Genomic DNA, 18589 nt, shown 5'->3' with positions numbered 1-18589 from the left:
CCTCCCGCTCAGTGCGCGAAGTGGCGGGTGCCCGTGAAGTACATCGCGATGCCCGCGGCCTGCGCCGCGTCGATGACCGACTGGTCGCGCATCGACCCGCCCGGTGCCACGACCGCGATGACGCCGGCATCGATGAGCACCTGCAACCCGTCCGGGAACGGGAAGAACGCGTCGGATGCGGCGACCGCGCCGCGCGCCCGCTCGGCGCCCGCACGGTTCACCGCGAGGTGACAGGAGTCGACCCGGTTGACCTGGCCCATGCCGATGCCGACGGATGCGCCGTTGCGCGCCAACATGATCGCGTTGGACTTGACCGCCCTGATCGCGCGCCACGCGAACTGCAGGTCGCGCGCGATGTCCTCCTCGACCGGATCGCCGGACACCAGCCGCCATGAGGCGAACTGGTCGCCTCCGATGACCTTGCCGGCGTCGTCGTGCACGATCGCGTCGACGTTGTCGGAGTGCTGCATGAGCATGCCGCCGGAGATGTGCCGGATCTCGCCCACCTGCTCACGCGGGTCGGCCAGCAGCAGCCGGATGTTCTTCTTGCCCTTCAGGATCTCCAGCGCCTCGGGATCGAAACCGGGCGCGACGACGACCTCGGTGAAGATGTCCTTCACCGTGTCCGCCATCTCGGCCGTGACGTCGCGGTTGGTGGCGATGACCCCGCCGAACGCCGACGTCGGGTCGCAGTCGTGTGCGCGCCGGTGCGCATCGGCGATGTCGCTGCCCACCGCGATCCCGCACGGGTTGGCGTGCTTGATGATCGCCACCGTCGGCGCCCCGCCGTGGTCGTACGCCGCCCGGTGGGCAGCGTCCGCGTCGACGTAGTTGTTGAAGGACATCTCCTTGCCGTGCAGCAACTCCCCCTGGGCCAGACCCGGCGAGGGCAGGAAACCGTCATAGTAGAGCGCCGCCGCCTGGTGCGGGTTCTCGCCGTACCGCAGCGCGCGCGCCTTGTCGTACGTCGCGCCGACCCACGCCGGGAAGCCCTCACCGTCGCTGGTGTCGGTGAGCACGTTGCCCATCCACGACGCCACGGCCACGTCGTACGTCGCGGTGTGCACGAACGCCTCCGCCGCGAGCCTCTGACGCTCGCCCAGCGTGAACCCGCCCGCGCGGACGGCCGCCAGCACCTCGTCGTACGTCGTGGGGTCGGTCACCACGGCGACCGAGCGGTGGTTCTTGGCCGCACCGCGCACCATGGACGGGCCGCCGATGTCGATCTGCTCGACGCACTCGGCCTCGCTCGCGCCGGAGCCGACCGTGTCCGTGAATGGATAGAGATTGGAGATCAGCAGGTCGAACGGCTCGATCTCCAGATCGGCCAGTTGCGCCACATGCGAGGGGTTCTCGGTGTCGGCCAGCAGCCCTGCGTGGACCTTCGGGTGCAATGTCTTGACCCGCCCGTCCAGGCACTCGGGAAAGCCGGTCAGGTCCTCGACCGCCGTCACCGGCACGCCGAGGTCGGCGATCAAGCGCGCGGAACCGCCGGTCGAGACGAGCGCGACGCCCGCCTCGTGCAGGCCGCGCACCAGCGCCTCGAGACCGGTCTTGTCGTAGACCGACACCAACGCCCGGCGGATGGGGCGTCGGCGTTCGTTCGCGTGCTGTGTCACGGGATCTGGACCTTTCGTCCGTTGACGGTGAAACCTTCGCGGGCCATCCGGCCCACGTAGTCCACGAGCTGGGGGCGCTCGACGGACTTGATGCGCTCGGTGAGCGCGTCGACCGTGTCGTCGCCGTGCACCGGCACGGTGGTCTGGGCCACGATCGCGCCGGTGTCGACGCCCTCGTCGACCACGAAGAGGGTGGCGCCCGAGACCTTCACGCCGTACTCCAGCGCATCGGCGGGGCCGTGGATGCCGGGGAAGCTGGGCAGCAGTGCGTTGTGGCTGTTGAGGTAGCGACCGCCGTACCGCGCCAGGAACCGCTCGCCCACCAACTTCAGGAAGCCCGCGGACACCACCAGGGCCGGGTCGTACGCCGCGACCATGTCGGCCAGTTCGGCGTCCCAGGCATGCCGGTCGGGGAAGTCGCGCACCCGGCAGACGAAGGTCGCGATCCCGGCACGTTCGGCGCGGGCGAGGCCCTCGATGTCGGAGCGGTCGGCACCGACGGCCGCGATCCGCACGCCGTACGCGGGGTCGGCGGTCGCGTCGATCAGGGCCTGCAGGAGGGTGCCAGACCCGGAGACGAGCACCACGATGGACACCGGTGCAGCGGCTTCGGACACGATGAGCAGGCTACCGGGTGGCGTGCGGGCCTCCCGACCCGCGCGTCAGCGGGGGGATCCGCTGGTGGCCGGCGAGGAGATGTGATGCTCCTGCGGCTCGGCGCGCATCGGGTCGATCGTGCGCGCGCCCCGGTGGACGTCCGCGACGGCACCGCCGTCTGCCGCATCGACCGTGTCCACCGTGTCCGCCGTGTCCGCCGTGAACTGCCGGTAGGCCTCCCAGCTGACGGCGACGACGGCCAGCAGCATCCCGAGACTGAGGACCGGCGGCGGGAAGGGGTGCGACTTCTCCAGGTAGGACAGATAGGTGACCATCTGCACGAGCTGGCTCAGCACCACGGCTGCGGCGACGACCGGCCGGCTCACCGAGGCCACCACGAGCATCAGCACGCTCGCCATGTAGAAGTACCGATCGTGCATCATCGGCAGCACGAACGGCACCCACAGGGTCGACAACATCGTCAGCTGCGCCCAGAACCGCGCTGTCTGCCCGGGTGTGCGCCCGGGCGTCGTCTGCACGCGTAGGCCGATCGCGATCACCGCGACGGCGGCACCCAGGCCCAGCAGGATCCCGACGTGCTTCATCATCTCGAAGCGGTCGTTGGTGAAGAAGTTCCACATGTTCGGCGCGCCCATGTTGAGGTAGGGCTCCAGGTTGGCCTGGTCGATGTAGATCCGTAGCAGGTCCCCCATCGGACGGCCGGCGATCCATGCCGGGACCAGTCCGATGAAGAAGATCACCGGCAGCACCAGCGGGGCGAGCAGCGCGCGCCACGGGACGACGCGGCGTACGTCGATCGAGGTGACCAGCGCGCACACCCACCATGCGACCAGGGCGGGTGCGGCGAAGGCGATCTGCGCCTTGAAGGCGAACCCGAACGCGAAGATCGACCACGTGAGCAGGTGCCGGTCGGCCACCATCGCCCAGAGGGCCCACACGATCGCGGCGCCGTAGATCGAGTCGCTCTGCCCCCACATGCCCGAGTTGAGGAAGACGACGGGCAGATAGAGCGAGGCGACGCCGATGACCGCCGGGATCCACCACCCGCGGTCGGGGCGCAGCCGTCGGGTCAGCGCCGCGACTCCCACGGCGAGGACGACGTCGAAGAAGAACGAGACGGCCTTGACCGCCAGCACCATGTGTTGGCCGGTGTGACTGACCGCCCACAGCACGTAGAGGAAGGGCGGGTTGTAGACCGCGAAGTTGTCACCGAGCCCTGAGAACCCGTGCACTCGCAGATAGTCGGCCCACGCGAGCAGCGACAGCTTGTCGTGGCGCAGATCGTGCGAGACGAACCCCCGCAGACTCCAGCGCACCCCCAGTGCGATGAGGAAGAGGATCGCGACGAGCGCGAACTGGACGACCTGCGCAGCCGTGGGTTTGCGGGAGCCGAGGTGTCGCACGAAGAGATCCTACCGATCCGGTGGGCCCGTCCGACCGGTCGCGACGCGGGAGTGATGGGGCCTACGGCGACCTCAGACGTGCGAGCGGCGCACCCTGATGTAGTGCAGTGCGGCGGCCGCGACGAGCGCTCCGACCACGAACTCGAGCGCGAAGAGGGGCAGGACGACCAGGCCCACCTGCGCGCGGGCCAGCGGCGCACCGCTGACGTGCGCCCCGGCGATCCAGGCGAGCAGCGACATCCCCACCGTCAGCAGGCCGGCGGCGCTCGCCGCGGCTGTCAGCTTGGTGCGCAGACCCGACAGGGTGCTGAGCGCCCCGGCGGCGCGGGCCCCCGCGTAACCACCGGCCAGGACGACGACGAGCGGCACCACCCGCAGGTACACCGGGAACGCGCCGGGGTCGGGGATCGCACCCAGCACCGGGATGCTGGGCAGCAGACCGGTGTGCACGGCACCGGCTGAGACGGTGGCGGTGCCGACGTGGACGCTCGCGCCACTGGTCCACCCGGTGATGAGCACGACCATGTTCGGCACGCTGGCCAGCTGCGCCAGCGCCAGGATCACGGTGCCGACCGCGCCCGGGCCGAGCAGCCCGTTGACCTGGCCGATCCGCGACGTGTGGGTCGCGACGAGGAGCACGAGCACCAGGGTGGCGACCGCGAAGAGGGCGAGTGCGGCCTCGCACGCGGGGCGCACACCACGGCGTACGCCGTCCGGCACCCGCTCCCACCAGTCCGCGCACACGGCGTACGCCGGGGCGTCGGGCTCGGCTCGCAGGGCCCAGCCGAAGCCGGCCGCAGCCACCACGATGGCGCCTGGGATGACGGTGAGGAAACGGGGTGTCGCAGTGCCGGTCGCGCCGAGCACGGCCAGTAGCAGACCGGCGATCAAATATCCGCCGATGAAGAGGGCCACGGGGTGCCACCAGCGACCGGCGTCGCGCCCCTCGTGCTCGACCTCGCGCAGAAGGGCCTTGGCACCGGCGCGGGCGCACCAGAGCGCGAGCGCGGTGAAGATCAGGGGGGCGAACGTGACCACGTGCGTGACGCTGCCGGCCGGTGCGCGCAGCGACCCGTGATGGGCCAGGACCCACCCGTCGCCGGCGAAGGACATCGCGTCCAGCCAGCTCACGCTGCTGCGCGAGTCGGCGGTCCAGGCGACGAGCGAGGGGACGAGGAGCACGAGCGCGAGCGCGACGGCCCCGACCGCGCCGTACACCAGGGCCAGACCGCCGAGGCGGCGGTTGAAACGGCCTGCCGGGCGCAGGACGGTGACGTTGCGATCGCGTTGGAGCACACTCATGGTGGCCCTATGCTCGCCGCTCGCGGGCGTCGGATGGGTGCGGCGCGCCGACGGTCCCCAGGGACGCGGAGGAGCCCGGACATGGAACGAGCGACGCAGGTGACCCTGCGTCGCTCGTTCCGTCTGAAAATCGTTGTGGTTAGCGGGCGTCCATCTCGGTGAAGTGACGCTCGGTCTCGCCGACGTAGATCTGGCGCGGGCGGCCGATCTTGGTGGCCGGGTCCTCGATCATCTCGCGCCACTGGGCGATCCAGCCCGGCAGGCGACCGATGGCGAAGAGCACCGTGAACATCTCGGTCGGGAAGCCCATGGCCTTGTAGATCAGGCCGGTGTAGAAGTCGACGTTCGGGTAGAGCTTGCGCGACACGAAGTAGTCGTCCTTGAGGGCGATCTCCTCGAGGCGGATGGCGATGTCGAGCAGCGGGTCGTCGACGCCCATCTTCTCCATGACCTCGTGCGCGAACTTCTTGGCGATCGCGGCGCGCGGGTCGTAGTTCTTGTAGACGCGGTGCCCGAAGCCCATGAGCTTCACGCCGTCTTCCTTGTTCTTGACCTTGTTCATGAAGGTCTCGACGTCGTCGCCGCTCTCGTGGATCTCGCCCAGCATCTCCAGGACGGCCGAGTTCGCGCCGCCGTGCAGCGGACCGGACAGCGCGTGGATGCCGGCCGAGATGGAGGCGAACAAGTGCGCCTGCGCCGAACCGACCAGTCGCACCGTGGAGGTGGAGCAGTTCTGCTCGTGGTCGGCGTGCAGGATGAAGAGCATGTCCAGCGCCTTGGCGATGGTGGGGTCCACGTCGTACGGCTCGGCGGGGAAGCCGAACGTCATGCGCAGGAAGTTCTCGACCAGGTTGAGGCTGTTGTCCGGGTAGAGCAGCGGCTGGCCCTGGCTCTTCTTGTGCGCGTACGCCGCGATCGTCGGCAACTTGGCCATCAGGCGGATCGTCGACAGCTCGATCTGGTCGGGGTCCTTGATGGAGAGGCTGTCCTGGTAGAAGGTGCCGAGCGCGGAGACCGCGGCCGACAGCACCGACATCGGGTGCGCGTCGCGCGGGAACGCCGCGAGGAGGTCCTTGAGGTCCTCGTGCAGCATCGTGTGCCGGGAGATGCGGGAGCGGAACGCGTCCAGCTGCTCGGCGGTCGGCAGCTCGCCGTAGATGAGCAGGTAGGAGACCTCGATGAAGGTCGACTTCTCCGCGAGCTCGTCGATGGGGTAGCCGCGGTAGCGCAGGATGCCCGCGTCACCGTCGATGTAGGTGATCTCGGACTGGCAGGACGCGGTGTTGACGAAGCCGACGTCGAGCGTGACGTTGCCGGTCTCCTTCAACAGAGCGGCGATGTCGTATCCGGAGCTGCCTTCTTTGGCCGGGACGAGCTTGAAGTCCAGCTTGGTGTCGCCGGCCGAGAAAGTGGCCGTGCCCTGATCCGTCATGTGCCATCCGTCCTTGTTGTTCCTGGGCGCGTGCTGCGCGCGTCTGGGCGCGTCGAACGCACCCGAAATTGAGGCATCTTGGACGGTACCCCAGGTCGGGAACACCCCCGGACCGACCCCCAGCCGCAAAAAGCGCGTTGTTTGTGGCCCTGTCAACCGGTGGTCAAGCGCTGCACCGCGGCGGCGATCCGCTCATCCGTGGCGGTGAGCGCGATCCGCACGTGCCGCTCCCCCGCAGCGCCGTAGAAGTCGCCGGGAGCCGCGAGGACCCCCCGTTCCGCGAGGCTGTCGATGCTTTCGCGGCACGGCCGGTCCTGCGTGGCCCAGAGGTAAAGACCCGCTTCAGAGTTGTCGATTCGCCACCCTGCGCCCTCCAGCGCGGTACGCAGCGAGGTCCGCCGCGCGGCGTACACCCGCTTCTGCGCGGCGACCGCGTCGTGGGCAGTCAGACCCGCGATCAGGCCCCGCTGGATCGGCCACGGCACGATCATCCCGGCGTGCTTGCGCACCTGCACCAGACGGTCGACGAGGCGGGGGTCGCCGGCCGCGAACGCGGCCCGGTAGCCCGCCAGATTGCTCTGTTTGGACAGCGAATACACCGCCAGCAGCCCGGAGTGATCTCCGCCACACACCCGGTCGTCGAGGATGCTCGGGGTCGTCGGCCCCTCGGCGTCCTCGCGCCAGTCCAGCTCGGCGTAGCACTCGTCGCTGGCCACCACCACGTCGTGCTCGCGCGCCCAGGCGACCACCTTCGCCAGGTGCTCGATGGGCAGCACCCGACCGTCGGGGTTGCCAGGGGTGTTGAGCCACAGCAGTTTCGGAGGCTTCGGGCCGAACGTCAGGGTGCTGTCCGAGGCGACCGGGGTGGCGCCGGCGAGGCGCGCGCCCACGTCGTACGTCGGGTAGGCGATCCGCGGGATGCCGACCACGTCACCCGCGCCCAGGCCCAGCAGGGTCGGGAGCCAGGCGACGAACTCCTTGCTGCCGATGGTCGGCAGCACCCCGTCCGGATCGACGCCGGTGGCGTGCCGGCGGGCGGCGAACCACGCCGCCACGGCCTCCCGCAGGTCGGGGGTGCCCCAGACCTGCGGGTAGCCGGGTGCGTCCGCCGCGTCGCGCAGCGCCTGCTGCACCGGCTCCGGGGTGGGGTCGACCGGGGTACCGACCGACAGGTCCACCACGCCGCCGGGGTGGGCGGACGCCGTGGCCTTGGCCTGCGCGAGCGAGTCCCAGGGGAAATCGGGCAGCGAGGCGATGCTCACGGGTTTCTTACTCGTCGTGCTCTTGGATCGGCAGATCGGCGATGACCGGGTGGTCCTTGTTGATCATGCCCATCTTGGCCGCGCCGCCGGGGCTGCCGAGGTCGTCGAAGAACTCGACGTTGGCCTTGTAGTAGTCGGCCCACTGCTCGGGGACGTCGTCCTCGTAGTAGATGGCCTCGACGGGGCAGACCGGCTCGCACGCACCGCAGTCGACGCACTCGTCCGGGTGGATGTAGAGCGAGCGTTCACCCTCGTAGATGCAGTCGACGGGACACTCTTCGATGCACGCCTTGTCCTTCAGGTCGACACACGGCTGAGCGATCACGTAGGTCATTGCGGGCAGACCCTTCCTGCATGTGGTGGGGCGCGGACGCCATCGAGCGCGTCCTTCGGCTCGACTTAGTATGACGGCCCGATGCCTGAGCCTCCCAACCAGCCTGACCTCACCCGCACCCTGACGGTGGGGATGCGGGTGGTGTTGCGGCACCGGCTCGACGGCGGGCTGACCGATGCGCTGGGTCCGCTGGTGTCCGCGGACGACACGACGCTCGTCGTACAGACCCGGCGCGGGCGCGTCACGGTCGCGCGCGTCGACGTGGTCGCGGCCAAGGAGGTGCCCCCTGCCGCCGTACGCCGGGGCGCGCCGCATCTGGCGCCGTCGATGGCGGATCTGCAGGAGCTGATGGTGGCGGGGATGCCACCGCTGCGCTCGGAGTGGCTCGGCCGGTGGTTGCTGCGGGAGGCGTCGGGCTACACCGGTCGCGCCAACTCCGTTCTGCCGCTGGGTGATCCGGGTGTGCCGTTGTCCGATGCCCTTGCCTTCGTCGCCTCCTGGTACGCCGACTGCGGCGCAGTGCCGCTGCTGCAGGTCTACGGCCCGTCGGGCTTTTCTGTCGCCGACGACGCGGTCGGCGGCGCGGCGATCGACGCCGGGTGGACGGCGTTCCAGCGCACTCTGGTGATGACGGCGTCGGTGGACGCGCTGGCCTCCGGCGGCGGGTTCCCGACGGAGACGGTCGCGGACCGGCCGGACGACGCCTGGTGGTCCGGCGCGGCACCGCGCGAGCAGGAGCACCGCGCCACGGCGACGGCGATCTTCGACCAGATCCCGGACGCCGCGTACCTCACGCTCCGCGCGGATGCCACCCGTCCCGAGGTCTCGGACGGTGCGGATGCCGGCCGTCCCGAGGTCACGGCCGGCGAGGTGGTCGCGGTCGGGCGCGCGGCCTTCGCGCACGCGTGGGCCGGGGTGCTCTCGGTGCACGTGCCGCCGGCGTACCGGCGCCGCGGCCTGGGCCGCCAGGTGATGACGCTGGCTGCGCGCGAGGCACGGGCGCGCGGCATCCGCTCGATGTACCTGCAGGTCTCGCAGGACAACACAGCAGCGGTGCGGCTCTACGAGTCGCTCGGCTTCGCGATCCACCACGAGTACTACTACCTCCGCGCCCCGCGACCCTGACACAGTTGGAGCCGCCAGCCACAGGTCGTCCTGTGGCCCTCGGCCCTAGGTGTGTCAGGGTCCGTCGGCGCGAGGTCGCTTCTGTGGATAACTCCAGCCGGCCGCAGCGATGGTGGCACCGTGAGCAGATGGACGACGCCGAGTACCTGCTCCATGCCCCGTACCTGCGCCGACGCGGCATCCGCCCCGCCGTCGAGGTCACCAAGTCCGAGCCCCGGATCGCGCGAGTACGACGCGGTGTCTATGCGTCCGCCGAGCGGTGGAACGACCTGCAGGATGCCGAGCGGTACCGCATGCTCGTGCTCGCGACCCTGGCGCTGCAGCGCACCGCGCCGATCCTGTGCGGGCTCTCGGCCGCCGTCGTGTGGGGGCTGCCCATCATCGGTGCCTGGCCCGAGACCGTGGAGGAGCTCGTCACGTCCCGCGGCTCCGGGTCGACCGGTCGCATCGTGCGTCGTCGAGTGGTACGCCTACCCGAATCGCAGACGGTCGACGGCATCGAGGTCACGTCGCCCGCCCGGACCGTCGTCGACATCGCCCGCAGCAGCGAGTTCGTCTCTGCGCTGACCGCTGCGGACGCTGCCCTGCGCGCCGGGTTGTGTACCACCGCCGACCTCGATCGGGAGGTGGCCGCTATCCCGCTGCGCGCCCGCGGGACGGGCGCCGCGTCCACGGTCGTACGGCTCGCGGACGCTCGCTCGGAGTCACCCGGGGAATCCCTCAGCCGCGCTCGCATGTGGGAGCTGGGACTGCCGCAACCCGACTTGCAGGTGCCGCTGCACGACGAACGCGGCGCATACGGGCGGGCGGACTTCGGCTGGGACGGCGTCGTCGGCGAGTTCGACGGCAGGGTCAAGTACCGCGCGGACCAGATGGACGGTCAGGCCGCCGAGGACACGGTGTGGCGAGAGAAGCGACGCGAGGACCGCATCCGTCGGCACACCCGAGTGGTCCGTTGGACGTGGGACGACGCACTCCGGACGCGCCCGATGGCCCGCGTACTGGCAGACGCGGGTATCCGCTCGACGAACGGGCCCGACACGTGGCACCGGTACGACCTTCGGGACAGCTGACCCTGGCACAGGTAGGCCCGAGAGCAACAGGTCGTCCTGTGGCTGTCGGCTCTACCTGCGTCAGGGTCGTCTCGCGGGAGGGCGCGGCGGGTGTCAGGTGGTGCGGGGGGTGAGGCGGCGCAGGGAGAACTCCCCCACGACGACCGCCACCAGCAGCACCACGCCGAGAGCCGCGCCGAGCACGCACACGCCCGACCAGTGGTAGGTGGCTGCAACCCTCGTCGCCACCCACGAGCCCACCGCGCCGCCCAGGAAGTACGCGGTCATGTATGCCGCGTTCACCCGCGCCCGGGCGTCGCTGTCGAGGGTGTAGATGGCGCTCTGGTTCGTCACCTGCAGCGACTGGCTGGCCAGGTCCAGCAGGACCACACCGGCGAGCAGCGCGAGGAGTGACGCCTTCCCGGTGGCCAGCAGGCCCCAGGACAGGACGAGGATCAAACCCGATCCCACCGCCGCGTAGATCTGGCGCCCTCCGTCGGCCAGCTTGCCGACGAGGGGCGCGGCGAGCGCCCCGGCGACCCCCGCCAGACCGAAGAGGCCGATGACCGCCTCCGTGTAGTGGTAGGGACCGCCGGACAGCAGCCCGGTGATCGCGGTCCACAACATGCTGAACTGCGCGAACGCGAGCGCCCCGTAGAGCATCCTGCGTCGCAGGACCGGCTCGGTCCGCACCAGCCGTAGGACCGACCCGAGCAGACCGGCGTACGACGTGCGCACGGTTGGCGGGCTGTGCGGGAGCCCGCGCCAGAGTCCGAGGGCGAGGACCAGCACCAGGCCGGCGGCGACGAGGTAGACGGAGCGCCATCCGCCGACCTCGGCCAGCAGTCCCGCGAGGGTCCGTGCCAGGAGGATCCCGATCAGCAGCCCGCTCATGACCGTGCCGACCACCGATCCGCGGTCGTCGTCGGACGCCAGCGCGGCCGCCAGCGGCACCACCACCTGGGCCACGACCGACAACAGCCCCACCACGAGCAGCATCGACAGCAGCCAGATCTCGTTCTGGGCGAACGCGGTGAGCACCAGCGCCACCGCGGTCGCCAGCGTCATCCCGACGATGAGACGGCGCCGCTCCAGCAGATCCCCGAGGGGCAGCACGAACAGCAGGCCGACGGCGTACCCGAGCTGGGTGACGGTGACGAGGACCCCCGTGGCGGAGGAGGAGATGTGCAGGTCGCTCCCGATCAGATCGAGCAGCGGCTGGCTGTAGTAGAGGTTGGCCGCGGAGACCCCCGCAGCCACCGCCATCAACAGCACCAGCGGCCGGGACAGCTGCGAGCCGCTCGAGGCGGTCTTCTCAGCGGGTACGGCTGTGGGCACGGCGCTGCTCCTGGCGATCGGGGTGGGTCATCGCCTTGCGCAACCACTTCGACTGCCGATGTGTTCCGCAGGTGCGAGGTGGACGGGCGCTCTCAGCCGCAGACGACCAGGTCCGCCGGCTGGTAGGTCGTGGTGAGCGACTCGTTCTTGACGACCTTGCCGCCTCGCTTGACCACCCGGGTCACGGTGACCTTGAAACCGGGCACCGCCGGCTGCGGGAGGCAACCGGGCGTCGTGATGTGCTGCACTCCGGCCTTCTTGATCGCGAACTGCGGCCCGGTGGTGCTCGTGACGGAGAAGACTGCCGTGCCGTAGAGGCGCATCACCGAGTAGTTGGACTCGGTGCGCGCCTCGATGACGATGCCGTGACCGGTGTCGTTGGTCCACTTGTTGTCGATGGTCGGCACCGACAACGTGGCCTCGCGGCCCATCGGGTAGCGCGAGATCCAGTAGGAGTGCGCCTGGTGGGTGTCCTCCTGCACTCCCGCGAAGAAGGTCGCGTTGTACATCGTGGTCGACACCTGTGACAGCCCGCCGCCGGTGCCGAGCACGTCGCGACCGTCCTGCAGCACCGGCGCGTCGACGTAGCCGTTGGCCTTCGTGATTGGCGACAGGGCGGCCAGCAGGCTGAACTGCTCGCCGGGCGCGACGTAGGTGCCGTTGAGCTTGGAGAGACCGTTCTTGATATTGATCGTGCGGGCGGCGTTCTGCGCGCCGAGCGGGTAGCGCGACCGGAACTCGCTGATCACGGTGGTGCTGATCTGCGACGGGTCGACCGTGACGCCCTTCTGCGGGACGACCGAGGCGGTGACGGTACGTCGGCCGGCCTGCAGCGCCGCGATCAGCGCGGCACCGGTCTTGACCGGATCGACGGCGGTGCCGTTCTCGCCCGCGATGACCTTCTTGGTCGGCACGATGTCGTTCATCTCGACCTTGGCGTTGCGCGCGGGTGTCGCCAGCTGAGCGCCGAGCGTGCTCATCAGGGTGGCCATCGCGGACGGGATGATCGCCAGTTTCAGCGAGTTGCCGCTCGGCACCGTCTTCAGCACCTCGGACAGCTGGGCCGGGGTGATGCTCACCTGCTGCGAGCCGTTGACGAGGGTCACCGGACCGGAGAGCGCCGCAGTGGCGGGTCCGGCGGCGAACGCGTCGACGGTCTTGTCGGTCAGCACCGGCGACTGCGGGGTCAGCGTGGCGGTGTAGGACGTCCGACCAGGCCACTCCGCCGCGATGCTGGTGGCGAGCGAGGCGGCGTCGACCCCGCGACCGGGCTGGGCGTGGGTGACCTTGACCTTGCCGCCCAGGAGTTTCACCGTCCCCGGCGCCGGCGCACCCTTGATGGAGGCGCTTGCGGCGGCGATCGCCGCTTGCAGCTTCGCCCTGTCGACGGTGGTCTTGAGCTGGCGGGTGGGACCGCCGGTGTAGCGCTTCCACAGTGCGCTGGGGGACAGCGTGAAACCGGTCAGGCCGTTCAGGGCTCCGGTGGGGCCGTAGCTCAGGCCCGCGCTCGCCGGGGTGATCTGCAGAGTGCGGCCGGCGGCGGTGAACGTGACCGGCTTGCGCTCGGCGGCCGCGACGTGAGCGGCCAGGCGCTGCTCGGCGGCGGCCTTGCTCTGCCCCCCTACGACGACTCCGTCCACGGTGGTACCGCTCGGGACCCAATCGGTGTGGACGACCGCGACCCCGGCGTACGCCGCGAGCGCGACGACGAGCACTCCGATCCCGCCGACCAGTCCCCAGCCCTTACGGGATCGCCCCGAACCCTCGCTCACGGATGTGCTCCAAACCGTCCTCGGTAGTAGGTGAGGGCATCCTGCGGCCGCTCGGCGTCCCGCATGGCGACCACCGCTCCGACGACCAGGGTGTGATCCCCGGCGGCGTGCGCGTCGACCGTGCGGCACTCCAGCTGAGCCAGGGCGTCGTCCACCAGGGCGACCCCCGTCGCCCCGCCACGAGTATGCGGCACCCGGTCGAGCTGATCGTGTAACGGACGCCCGCGGGTCGCCAGCCACGCCGCGGTGCTGCGCGCGCTGGCCGGCAGGATGCTGATCCCCCACACACCCGCCTCGATGATCGCGTCGTGGAAGCGCGCCTCCTGCTCGACGCTGGCCACCACGAGCACCGGGTCGAGGGACACCGACATGACCGCGCTGGCGGTCATCGCGTGATCGAGGCCGCCGGCGTACGTCGTGAGGACGGTGACGCCCGTGACCAGTCGCCCGATCACCCGGCGGTAGTAGTCGGGGTCGACGCCCTGCACCGCTCCGGTGCCCGGCTGCTCGGCGGTCATACCGGCAACCCCTGTCGCGACGTCGCCTGCGCGGCGATGAGTCCGCTTGTCGCAGCATCGATCTCGGCGAACCCCTCACGGCCGGAGAGGACGGCGACGATGTCGTTGGAGAGGGCGTAGTAGTGACCGTCGTGGACCGTGACCTGGGTGCGATGGCACCGCAGCGCCTCGGCCTGCGTCTCGATGCACGACTGATCGACCACCTCATGGGTCACCTGCGCATCCGGGACCACCGACGGCGGGAACGGATCACCCAGGCCGAGGGTGGTGCAGCCCTCGATGTAGGACTCGAGGCACATCTGGCGGTCTTCCTGCGCCCACGATCGCGGGGTGAGGGTGGCGAACAGACGCGGGCGTTCCCCGGCAGCCAACGAAGCGACCCCGGAGACGACCGCCCGGTGCACCTGGATGTGATCGGGGTGGGCGTACCCGCCGTGCTCGTCGTAGGTCACGACCACGTCCGGTGCCAGTTCGCGTACGACGCCTGCCACGGCTGCGCCCACGATCTCGACCGGCGCGGCAGCGAACGCTCGCGGGTGCCGGGACGCCGGAGATCCCGCCATCCCCGAGTCCCGCCAGTCGCCGGGCAGGAACCATGACGATGTGACGCCGAGCGTCTTCATCGCACACGCGAGCTCGCCCCGGCGTACGTCGGCCAGCGGGTCCGCGACGTCGTCCGGACGGGGCTGACCCGCCGGCAACTCCAGGTGGGCGAGGTCGGCCGGGATGACCTCGCCCTCCTCGCCCAGGGTCGCGGTCAGCACGTGCACCTCGTGTCCCTCGCGCACGTGGTGCGCGATCGCGATCCCGTTGGCGAGCGTCTCGTCGTCGGGATGCGCGTGCACGAAGAGCAGGCGTGCCATCGCGGCCTAGCGGCGTGCCCGGGACAGCGCGCGACCGCGCTCGCTCTGGTCGAGGATCAACTTGCGGATGCGCACCGACTCCGGCGTCACCTCAACGCACTCGTCCTCGCGGCAGAACTCCAGGCTCTGCTCGAGCGACAGCTTGCGCGGCGGGAAGATCTTCTCGAAGTTGTCGGCGCTCGAAGCTCGTACGTTGCTGAGCTTCTTCTCTTTCGTGATGTTGACGTCCATGTCGTCGGTCCGGGAGTTCTCGCCGATGATCATGCCCTCGTAGACCTCGGTGGTGGGGTCGACGAAGAGAGTGCCGCGCTCCTGCAGGTTGACCATCGCGAACGACGTCACGGAGCCCGAGCGGTCCGAGACCAGGGAGCCCGACGTACGGGTGATGATCTGGCCGAACCACGGCTCGTACCCGTCGAAGACGTGGTTGGCGATGCCGGTGCCGCGGGTCTCGGTGAGGAACTCGGTGCGGAAGCCGATCAGCCCGCGCGACGGCACCTTGAACTCCATCCGGATCCAGCCGGTGCCGTGGTTGGTCATCTGCTCCATGCGGCCCTTGCGAGAGGCCAGGATCTGCGTGATCGGGCCGAGATACTCCTCGGGGGTGTCGATCGTCAGGCGCTCGACCGGCTCCTGCAGTTTGCCGTCGACCTCGCGGGTGACGACCTGCGGCTTGCCGACGGTCAGCTCATAGCCCTCGCGGCGCATCTGCTCGACCAGGATGGCCAGCGCCAGCTCACCACGGCCCTGCACCTCCCAGGCGTCGGGCCGCTCGGTTGCGAGCACACGCAGCGAGACGTTGCCGATCAGCTCCCGGTCGAGGCGGTCCTTGACCATCCGGGCGGTGACCTTGCTGCCACGCACCTTGCCGACCAACGGCGAGGTGTTGGTGCCGATGGTCATCGAGATGGCCGGCTCGTCGACGGTGATGAGCGGCAGCGGGATCGGGTTCTCGGGGTCGGCCAGCGTCTCGCCGATGGTGATCTCGGGGATGCCCGCGACGGCGATGATGTCGCCCGGCCCGGCCTCATCGGCGCTCTTGCGCTCCAGACCGTCAGTCATCAGCAGCTCGGTGATCTTCACGCGCTGCTGGGTGCCGTCGTGACGGCACCACATGGCCTGCTGGCCCTTGCGGATCACGCCGTTGCGCACCCGCAGCAGTGCGAGGCGGCCGAGGAAGTTGCTGGAGTCGAGGTTGGTGACGTGCGCCTGCAGGGGCGCCTCGTCGTCGTACGACGGTGCCGGGATGGTCTTCAGGATCGTGGCGAAGAGCGGCTCGAGGTCGCTGCCCTCGGGCATCTCGCCGTTGGCCGGTCGGGTCAGCGAGGCGATGCCGGCGCGTGCGGAGGCGAAGACCACCGGGAAGTCCAGCTGGTCGGCGTGGCCGTCAGCGTCGTCGAGCAGGTCCATGAAGAGCTCGTAGGTCTCCTCCTCGACCTCCTCGATGCGGCTGTCAGGGCGGTCGACCTTGTTGATGCACAGGATGACCGGCATCTTCGCGGCCAGCGCCTTGCGCAGCACGAAGCGGGTCTGCGGCAGGGGCCCCTCGGACGCGTCGACGAGCAGCACGACGCCGTCGACCATGGACAGGCCGCGCTCGACCTCGCCGCCGAAGTCGGCGTGACCGGGGGTGTCGATGATGTTGATCGTGACCGGGTGGCCATCCGCGGCCGGACCGTCGTACGAGATCGCGGTGTTCTTCGCGAGGATCGTGATGCCCTTCTCGCGCTCGAGGTCGCCGGAGTCCATCACCCGCTCACCGGTGGTCTCGACGGTCTGGCGATCGCTGAACGCACCCGTCTGCCAGAGCATCTTGTCCACGAGCGTGGTCTTGCCGTGGTCGACGTGAGCGACGATGGCGACGTTGCGTACGTCGTCCCGAGTTTTCATGGGCATGATGTCGATTATCTCAGGGAAACGGGGCGTTTCTGACCACACATCGTCGGTGGCCGCCCACGACCACCGCCGATCCTGCCGGCGAGCAGCAGCCCGAGAAGGGCCATCAGCACGGGCACGCTGAGCAGCGTGACGAAGGTCGCAGGCCGCAACTGCGCGCGGTACGCCGCAATCCAGGCGCCTCCGATCGCCGTCACGACGCTGCCCGCGAGCGAGGACGCCAGGTAGATCGCGGACTGGTAGCGGCCCTGCTCCTGCACCGGGGCGAGGGCCAGCGAGGCCACGGACAGAGCGGGCACGACGGTGCCGATCCCCAGGCCGGCCACGGCCCAGGCGATCAGGGGCAGCGCCACCGGCACCGTGGGGGCCGCGAGCGCGACCGTGCCGGCGAGACCGGCGGTCATGGCGGCGAAACCGGCGCGCACCCGCAGGGTCGGTGACGTCCGGGCCTGGATCTTGTCGCGGCCGTGCACCCACGACCCCGCGGCCCAGAAGACGCCGGTGATGGTCAGCGTGATGCCGGTCGTCGCCGGCCCGAAGCCGCGCACGCGGGTCAGCGTGAGCGGTAGGAAGCCCCCCGACATCCCGAACCCCGCGCTCGTGAGCGCGCGCAACGCCACGACCGTCGGCATACCGCGTGCGGCGCGCAACGTGCCCGCCGGCAGGGCTCGCCGGGTGAGGACGAGCAGGGCGGGCAGAGACGCGAGCATCAGCGCGGCACCGACCCACTCCGCAGGGCCGCCGAGCAGGGCTCCAGCCAGGACCAGGACCGCGGCCACCAGGGAGCAGCCCGCCCCCGCACGCACCAGACGTTTCCGGTCGGCCGGCCAGGCGCCCGACGAGTCCGACAAGCCCCGTGCCGGGCCGCGCAGAGCGGGAGCGACGAGCGCGTACGCGGGCAGCAGGAGCAGCGCGGTGACCGTGAAGGCCCAGCGCCAGCCGAGGGACTGCGCGATCAGACCCGACACCGGAGGTCCGACGACCGAGGGCAGCACCCACGCCACGGCCATCGCACCGAACATCCTGGGACGGAGCACCTCCGGGAGGGCTTGCGCCAGTAGCACCGTGACGCCGATGTCCAGCCCGGCCTCGGACACCCCGGACACCCACCGCGTGGCCACCAGCACCAGCATCGTGGGGGCCAGCGCTGAGCCCAGCTGCCCGACGGCGAAGAGCGCCGCGGACCGGCGCAGCAGCCAGGACGGGCCGCGGCGGTCCACGATCACCCCGAAGAGCGCGACCGCCGCGATGTAGGCCACCATCGGGGCCGCGCCGGCCGCGCCGAAGAGTGCCAGGCCGTGCAGCTGGGTCGAGGCCGCGGGCAGCACCGTGCCGGTGGCGCGGTCGGCGTACGCGCCGAGCGTCACCATCGCCAGACCGCCTGCGGTGACCGGCAGCCTGCCGCGTGACCAGAGGCCGGTGGCGAGAGCGGCGTCGGGCGCTTCGTCGATCGTCTCGGATGTCACAGACCACATGTTCTTAGTTAAAGTCGACTTGAAGTCAAGGGGTGGCCTGAACCGGAGGGACACGATGGACACGCGCGACGAACTGAGCATCGGACAGGTCGCCGAGCGCAGCGGATTCGCCGCTTCGGCGGTTCGCTACTACGAGTCCGAGGGGCTGCTGCAATCCACCCGCGATGCCGGCGGACGACGGTGCTTCCGGCGTTCGGTGCTGCGCCGCCTCGCGTTCATCCGGGCGGCGAGCAACGTCGGATGCTCCCTGGAGGAGATCCGCGAGGAGCTCGATCGGCTGCCGAGCGGCCGCACCCCCACCAAGGCCGATTGGCAACGAATCTCACGGCACTGGCGTACCCGGCTCGACGAGCGCATCGAAGCGCTGCAGAAGCTGCGCGACGGCTTGGACTCCTGCATCGGGTGCGGCTGCCTGTCCCTCGGGACGTGCCGGATGTCCAACCCGCAGGACACCGCCGCGTCCGACGCCCGCGCGCCCGGCGCGGCGTTCCTGCCGGTAGCCCTGCGCCGGGCGGACGGTTCCCCTGCGTCTGCAAAGGTGTAATGATGTAATCAAGTAATCACTACCCGAGGAGGACAC

The 18589-nt window shown here is 70.2% G+C and carries 16 protein-coding genes; 3 read left to right on the top strand and 13 right to left on the bottom strand.

Going from position 1 to position 18589, the window contains the following annotated elements; translation table 11 throughout:
* Positions 1 to 8: 8 nt before the first annotated feature.
* The 7 genes from purH to fdxA form a co-directional block, all read right to left on the bottom strand.
* Positions 9 to 1619, bottom strand: a complete 1611-nt coding sequence (gene purH, locus JOB34_RS14160) for a bifunctional phosphoribosylaminoimidazolecarboxamide formyltransferase/IMP cyclohydrolase (protein ID WP_208053277.1) — start codon at positions 1617 to 1619, stop codon at positions 9 to 11.
* Positions 1616 to 2239, bottom strand: a complete 624-nt coding sequence (purN, locus tag JOB34_RS14155; protein WP_347813875.1) for a phosphoribosylglycinamide formyltransferase — start codon at positions 2237 to 2239, stop codon at positions 1616 to 1618. The genes purH and purN overlap by 4 nt, the downstream gene beginning before the upstream one ends.
* Positions 2240 to 2281: 42 nt before the next feature.
* Entirely contained in the window at positions 2282 to 3640 is a 1359-nt protein-coding gene (locus JOB34_RS14150) for a hypothetical protein (RefSeq protein ID WP_208053276.1), read from the bottom strand.
* Between the two features lie 72 nt (positions 3641 to 3712).
* On the bottom strand, positions 3713 to 4942 hold the full coding sequence (locus JOB34_RS14145; RefSeq protein WP_208053275.1) for a DUF6350 family protein: 1230 nt from the start codon (positions 4940 to 4942) through the stop codon (positions 3713 to 3715).
* Between the two features lie 139 nt (positions 4943 to 5081).
* Positions 5082 to 6374, bottom strand: a complete 1293-nt coding sequence (locus JOB34_RS14140; protein ID WP_179482337.1) for a citrate synthase — start codon at positions 6372 to 6374, stop codon at positions 5082 to 5084.
* Between the two features lie 152 nt (positions 6375 to 6526).
* A complete protein-coding gene (dapC, locus tag JOB34_RS14135; protein WP_347813871.1) occupies positions 6527 to 7636 on the bottom strand; it encodes a succinyldiaminopimelate transaminase in 1110 nt (369 codons plus the stop codon).
* A gap of 7 nt (positions 7637 to 7643) precedes the next feature.
* On the bottom strand, positions 7644 to 7970 hold the full coding sequence (gene fdxA / locus JOB34_RS14130; protein WP_179482340.1) for a ferredoxin: 327 nt from the start codon (positions 7968 to 7970) through the stop codon (positions 7644 to 7646).
* An 81-nt stretch (positions 7971 to 8051) separates the two neighbouring features.
* On the opposite strand from fdxA, the gene JOB34_RS14125 reads away from it, so the two are divergent.
* Both JOB34_RS14125 and JOB34_RS14120 read left to right on the top strand, forming a co-directional pair.
* Positions 8052 to 9095, top strand: coding sequence for a GNAT family N-acetyltransferase (locus JOB34_RS14125; RefSeq protein ID WP_208053274.1), 1044 nt, complete (start codon positions 8052 to 8054; stop codon positions 9093 to 9095).
* 128 nt (positions 9096 to 9223) lie between these two features.
* Complete coding sequence (locus tag JOB34_RS14120) at positions 9224 to 10168, top strand: hypothetical protein (RefSeq protein ID WP_208053273.1); 945 nt, start codon at positions 9224 to 9226, stop codon at positions 10166 to 10168.
* Between the two features lie 93 nt (positions 10169 to 10261).
* Here JOB34_RS14120 and JOB34_RS14115 read toward each other — a convergent pair whose 3' ends face one another.
* The 6 genes from JOB34_RS14115 to JOB34_RS14090 form a co-directional block, all read right to left on the bottom strand.
* Positions 10262 to 11485 (bottom strand): MFS transporter, encoded by a 1224-nt coding sequence (locus JOB34_RS14115; RefSeq protein ID WP_208053272.1) that lies wholly within the window; start codon positions 11483 to 11485, stop codon positions 10262 to 10264.
* Between the two features lie 92 nt (positions 11486 to 11577).
* Complete coding sequence (locus tag JOB34_RS14110) at positions 11578 to 13257, bottom strand: VanW family protein (protein ID WP_208053271.1); 1680 nt, start codon at positions 13255 to 13257, stop codon at positions 11578 to 11580.
* Positions 13254 to 13775, bottom strand: coding sequence for a flavin reductase family protein (locus tag JOB34_RS14105; protein WP_179482348.1), 522 nt, complete (start codon positions 13773 to 13775; stop codon positions 13254 to 13256). Before JOB34_RS14105 ends, JOB34_RS14110 begins: the two co-directional genes overlap by 4 nt.
* Complete coding sequence (locus tag JOB34_RS14100; protein WP_208053270.1) at positions 13772 to 14638, bottom strand: PIG-L family deacetylase; 867 nt, start codon at positions 14636 to 14638, stop codon at positions 13772 to 13774. Before JOB34_RS14100 ends, JOB34_RS14105 begins: the two co-directional genes overlap by 4 nt.
* A 6-nt stretch (positions 14639 to 14644) precedes the next feature.
* The gene (typA, locus tag JOB34_RS14095) at positions 14645 to 16534 is read right to left on the bottom strand and encodes a translational GTPase TypA (RefSeq protein ID WP_208053269.1); all 1890 of its coding nucleotides are present in this window, start codon (positions 16532 to 16534) and stop codon (positions 14645 to 14647) included.
* A gap of 8 nt (positions 16535 to 16542) precedes the next feature.
* Positions 16543 to 18000 (bottom strand): MFS transporter, encoded by a 1458-nt coding sequence (locus JOB34_RS14090; protein WP_208053268.1) that lies wholly within the window; start codon positions 17998 to 18000, stop codon positions 16543 to 16545.
* Between the two features lie 64 nt (positions 18001 to 18064).
* Between JOB34_RS14090 and soxR the strand changes: the two genes are divergently transcribed.
* The gene (gene soxR / locus JOB34_RS14085; protein WP_208053267.1) at positions 18065 to 18553 is read left to right on the top strand and encodes a redox-sensitive transcriptional activator SoxR; all 489 of its coding nucleotides are present in this window, start codon (positions 18065 to 18067) and stop codon (positions 18551 to 18553) included.
* The last annotated feature ends 36 nt before the right edge of the window (positions 18554 to 18589 follow it).

Source organism: Allobranchiibius sp. GilTou38 (genome assembly GCF_017565325.1).
Lineage (GTDB): Bacteria > Actinomycetota > Actinomycetes > Actinomycetales > Dermatophilaceae > Allobranchiibius > Allobranchiibius huperziae.
The sequence above is the reverse complement of the archived record's forward strand: the minus strand, read 5'-3'. Positions and strand labels throughout refer to the sequence as shown.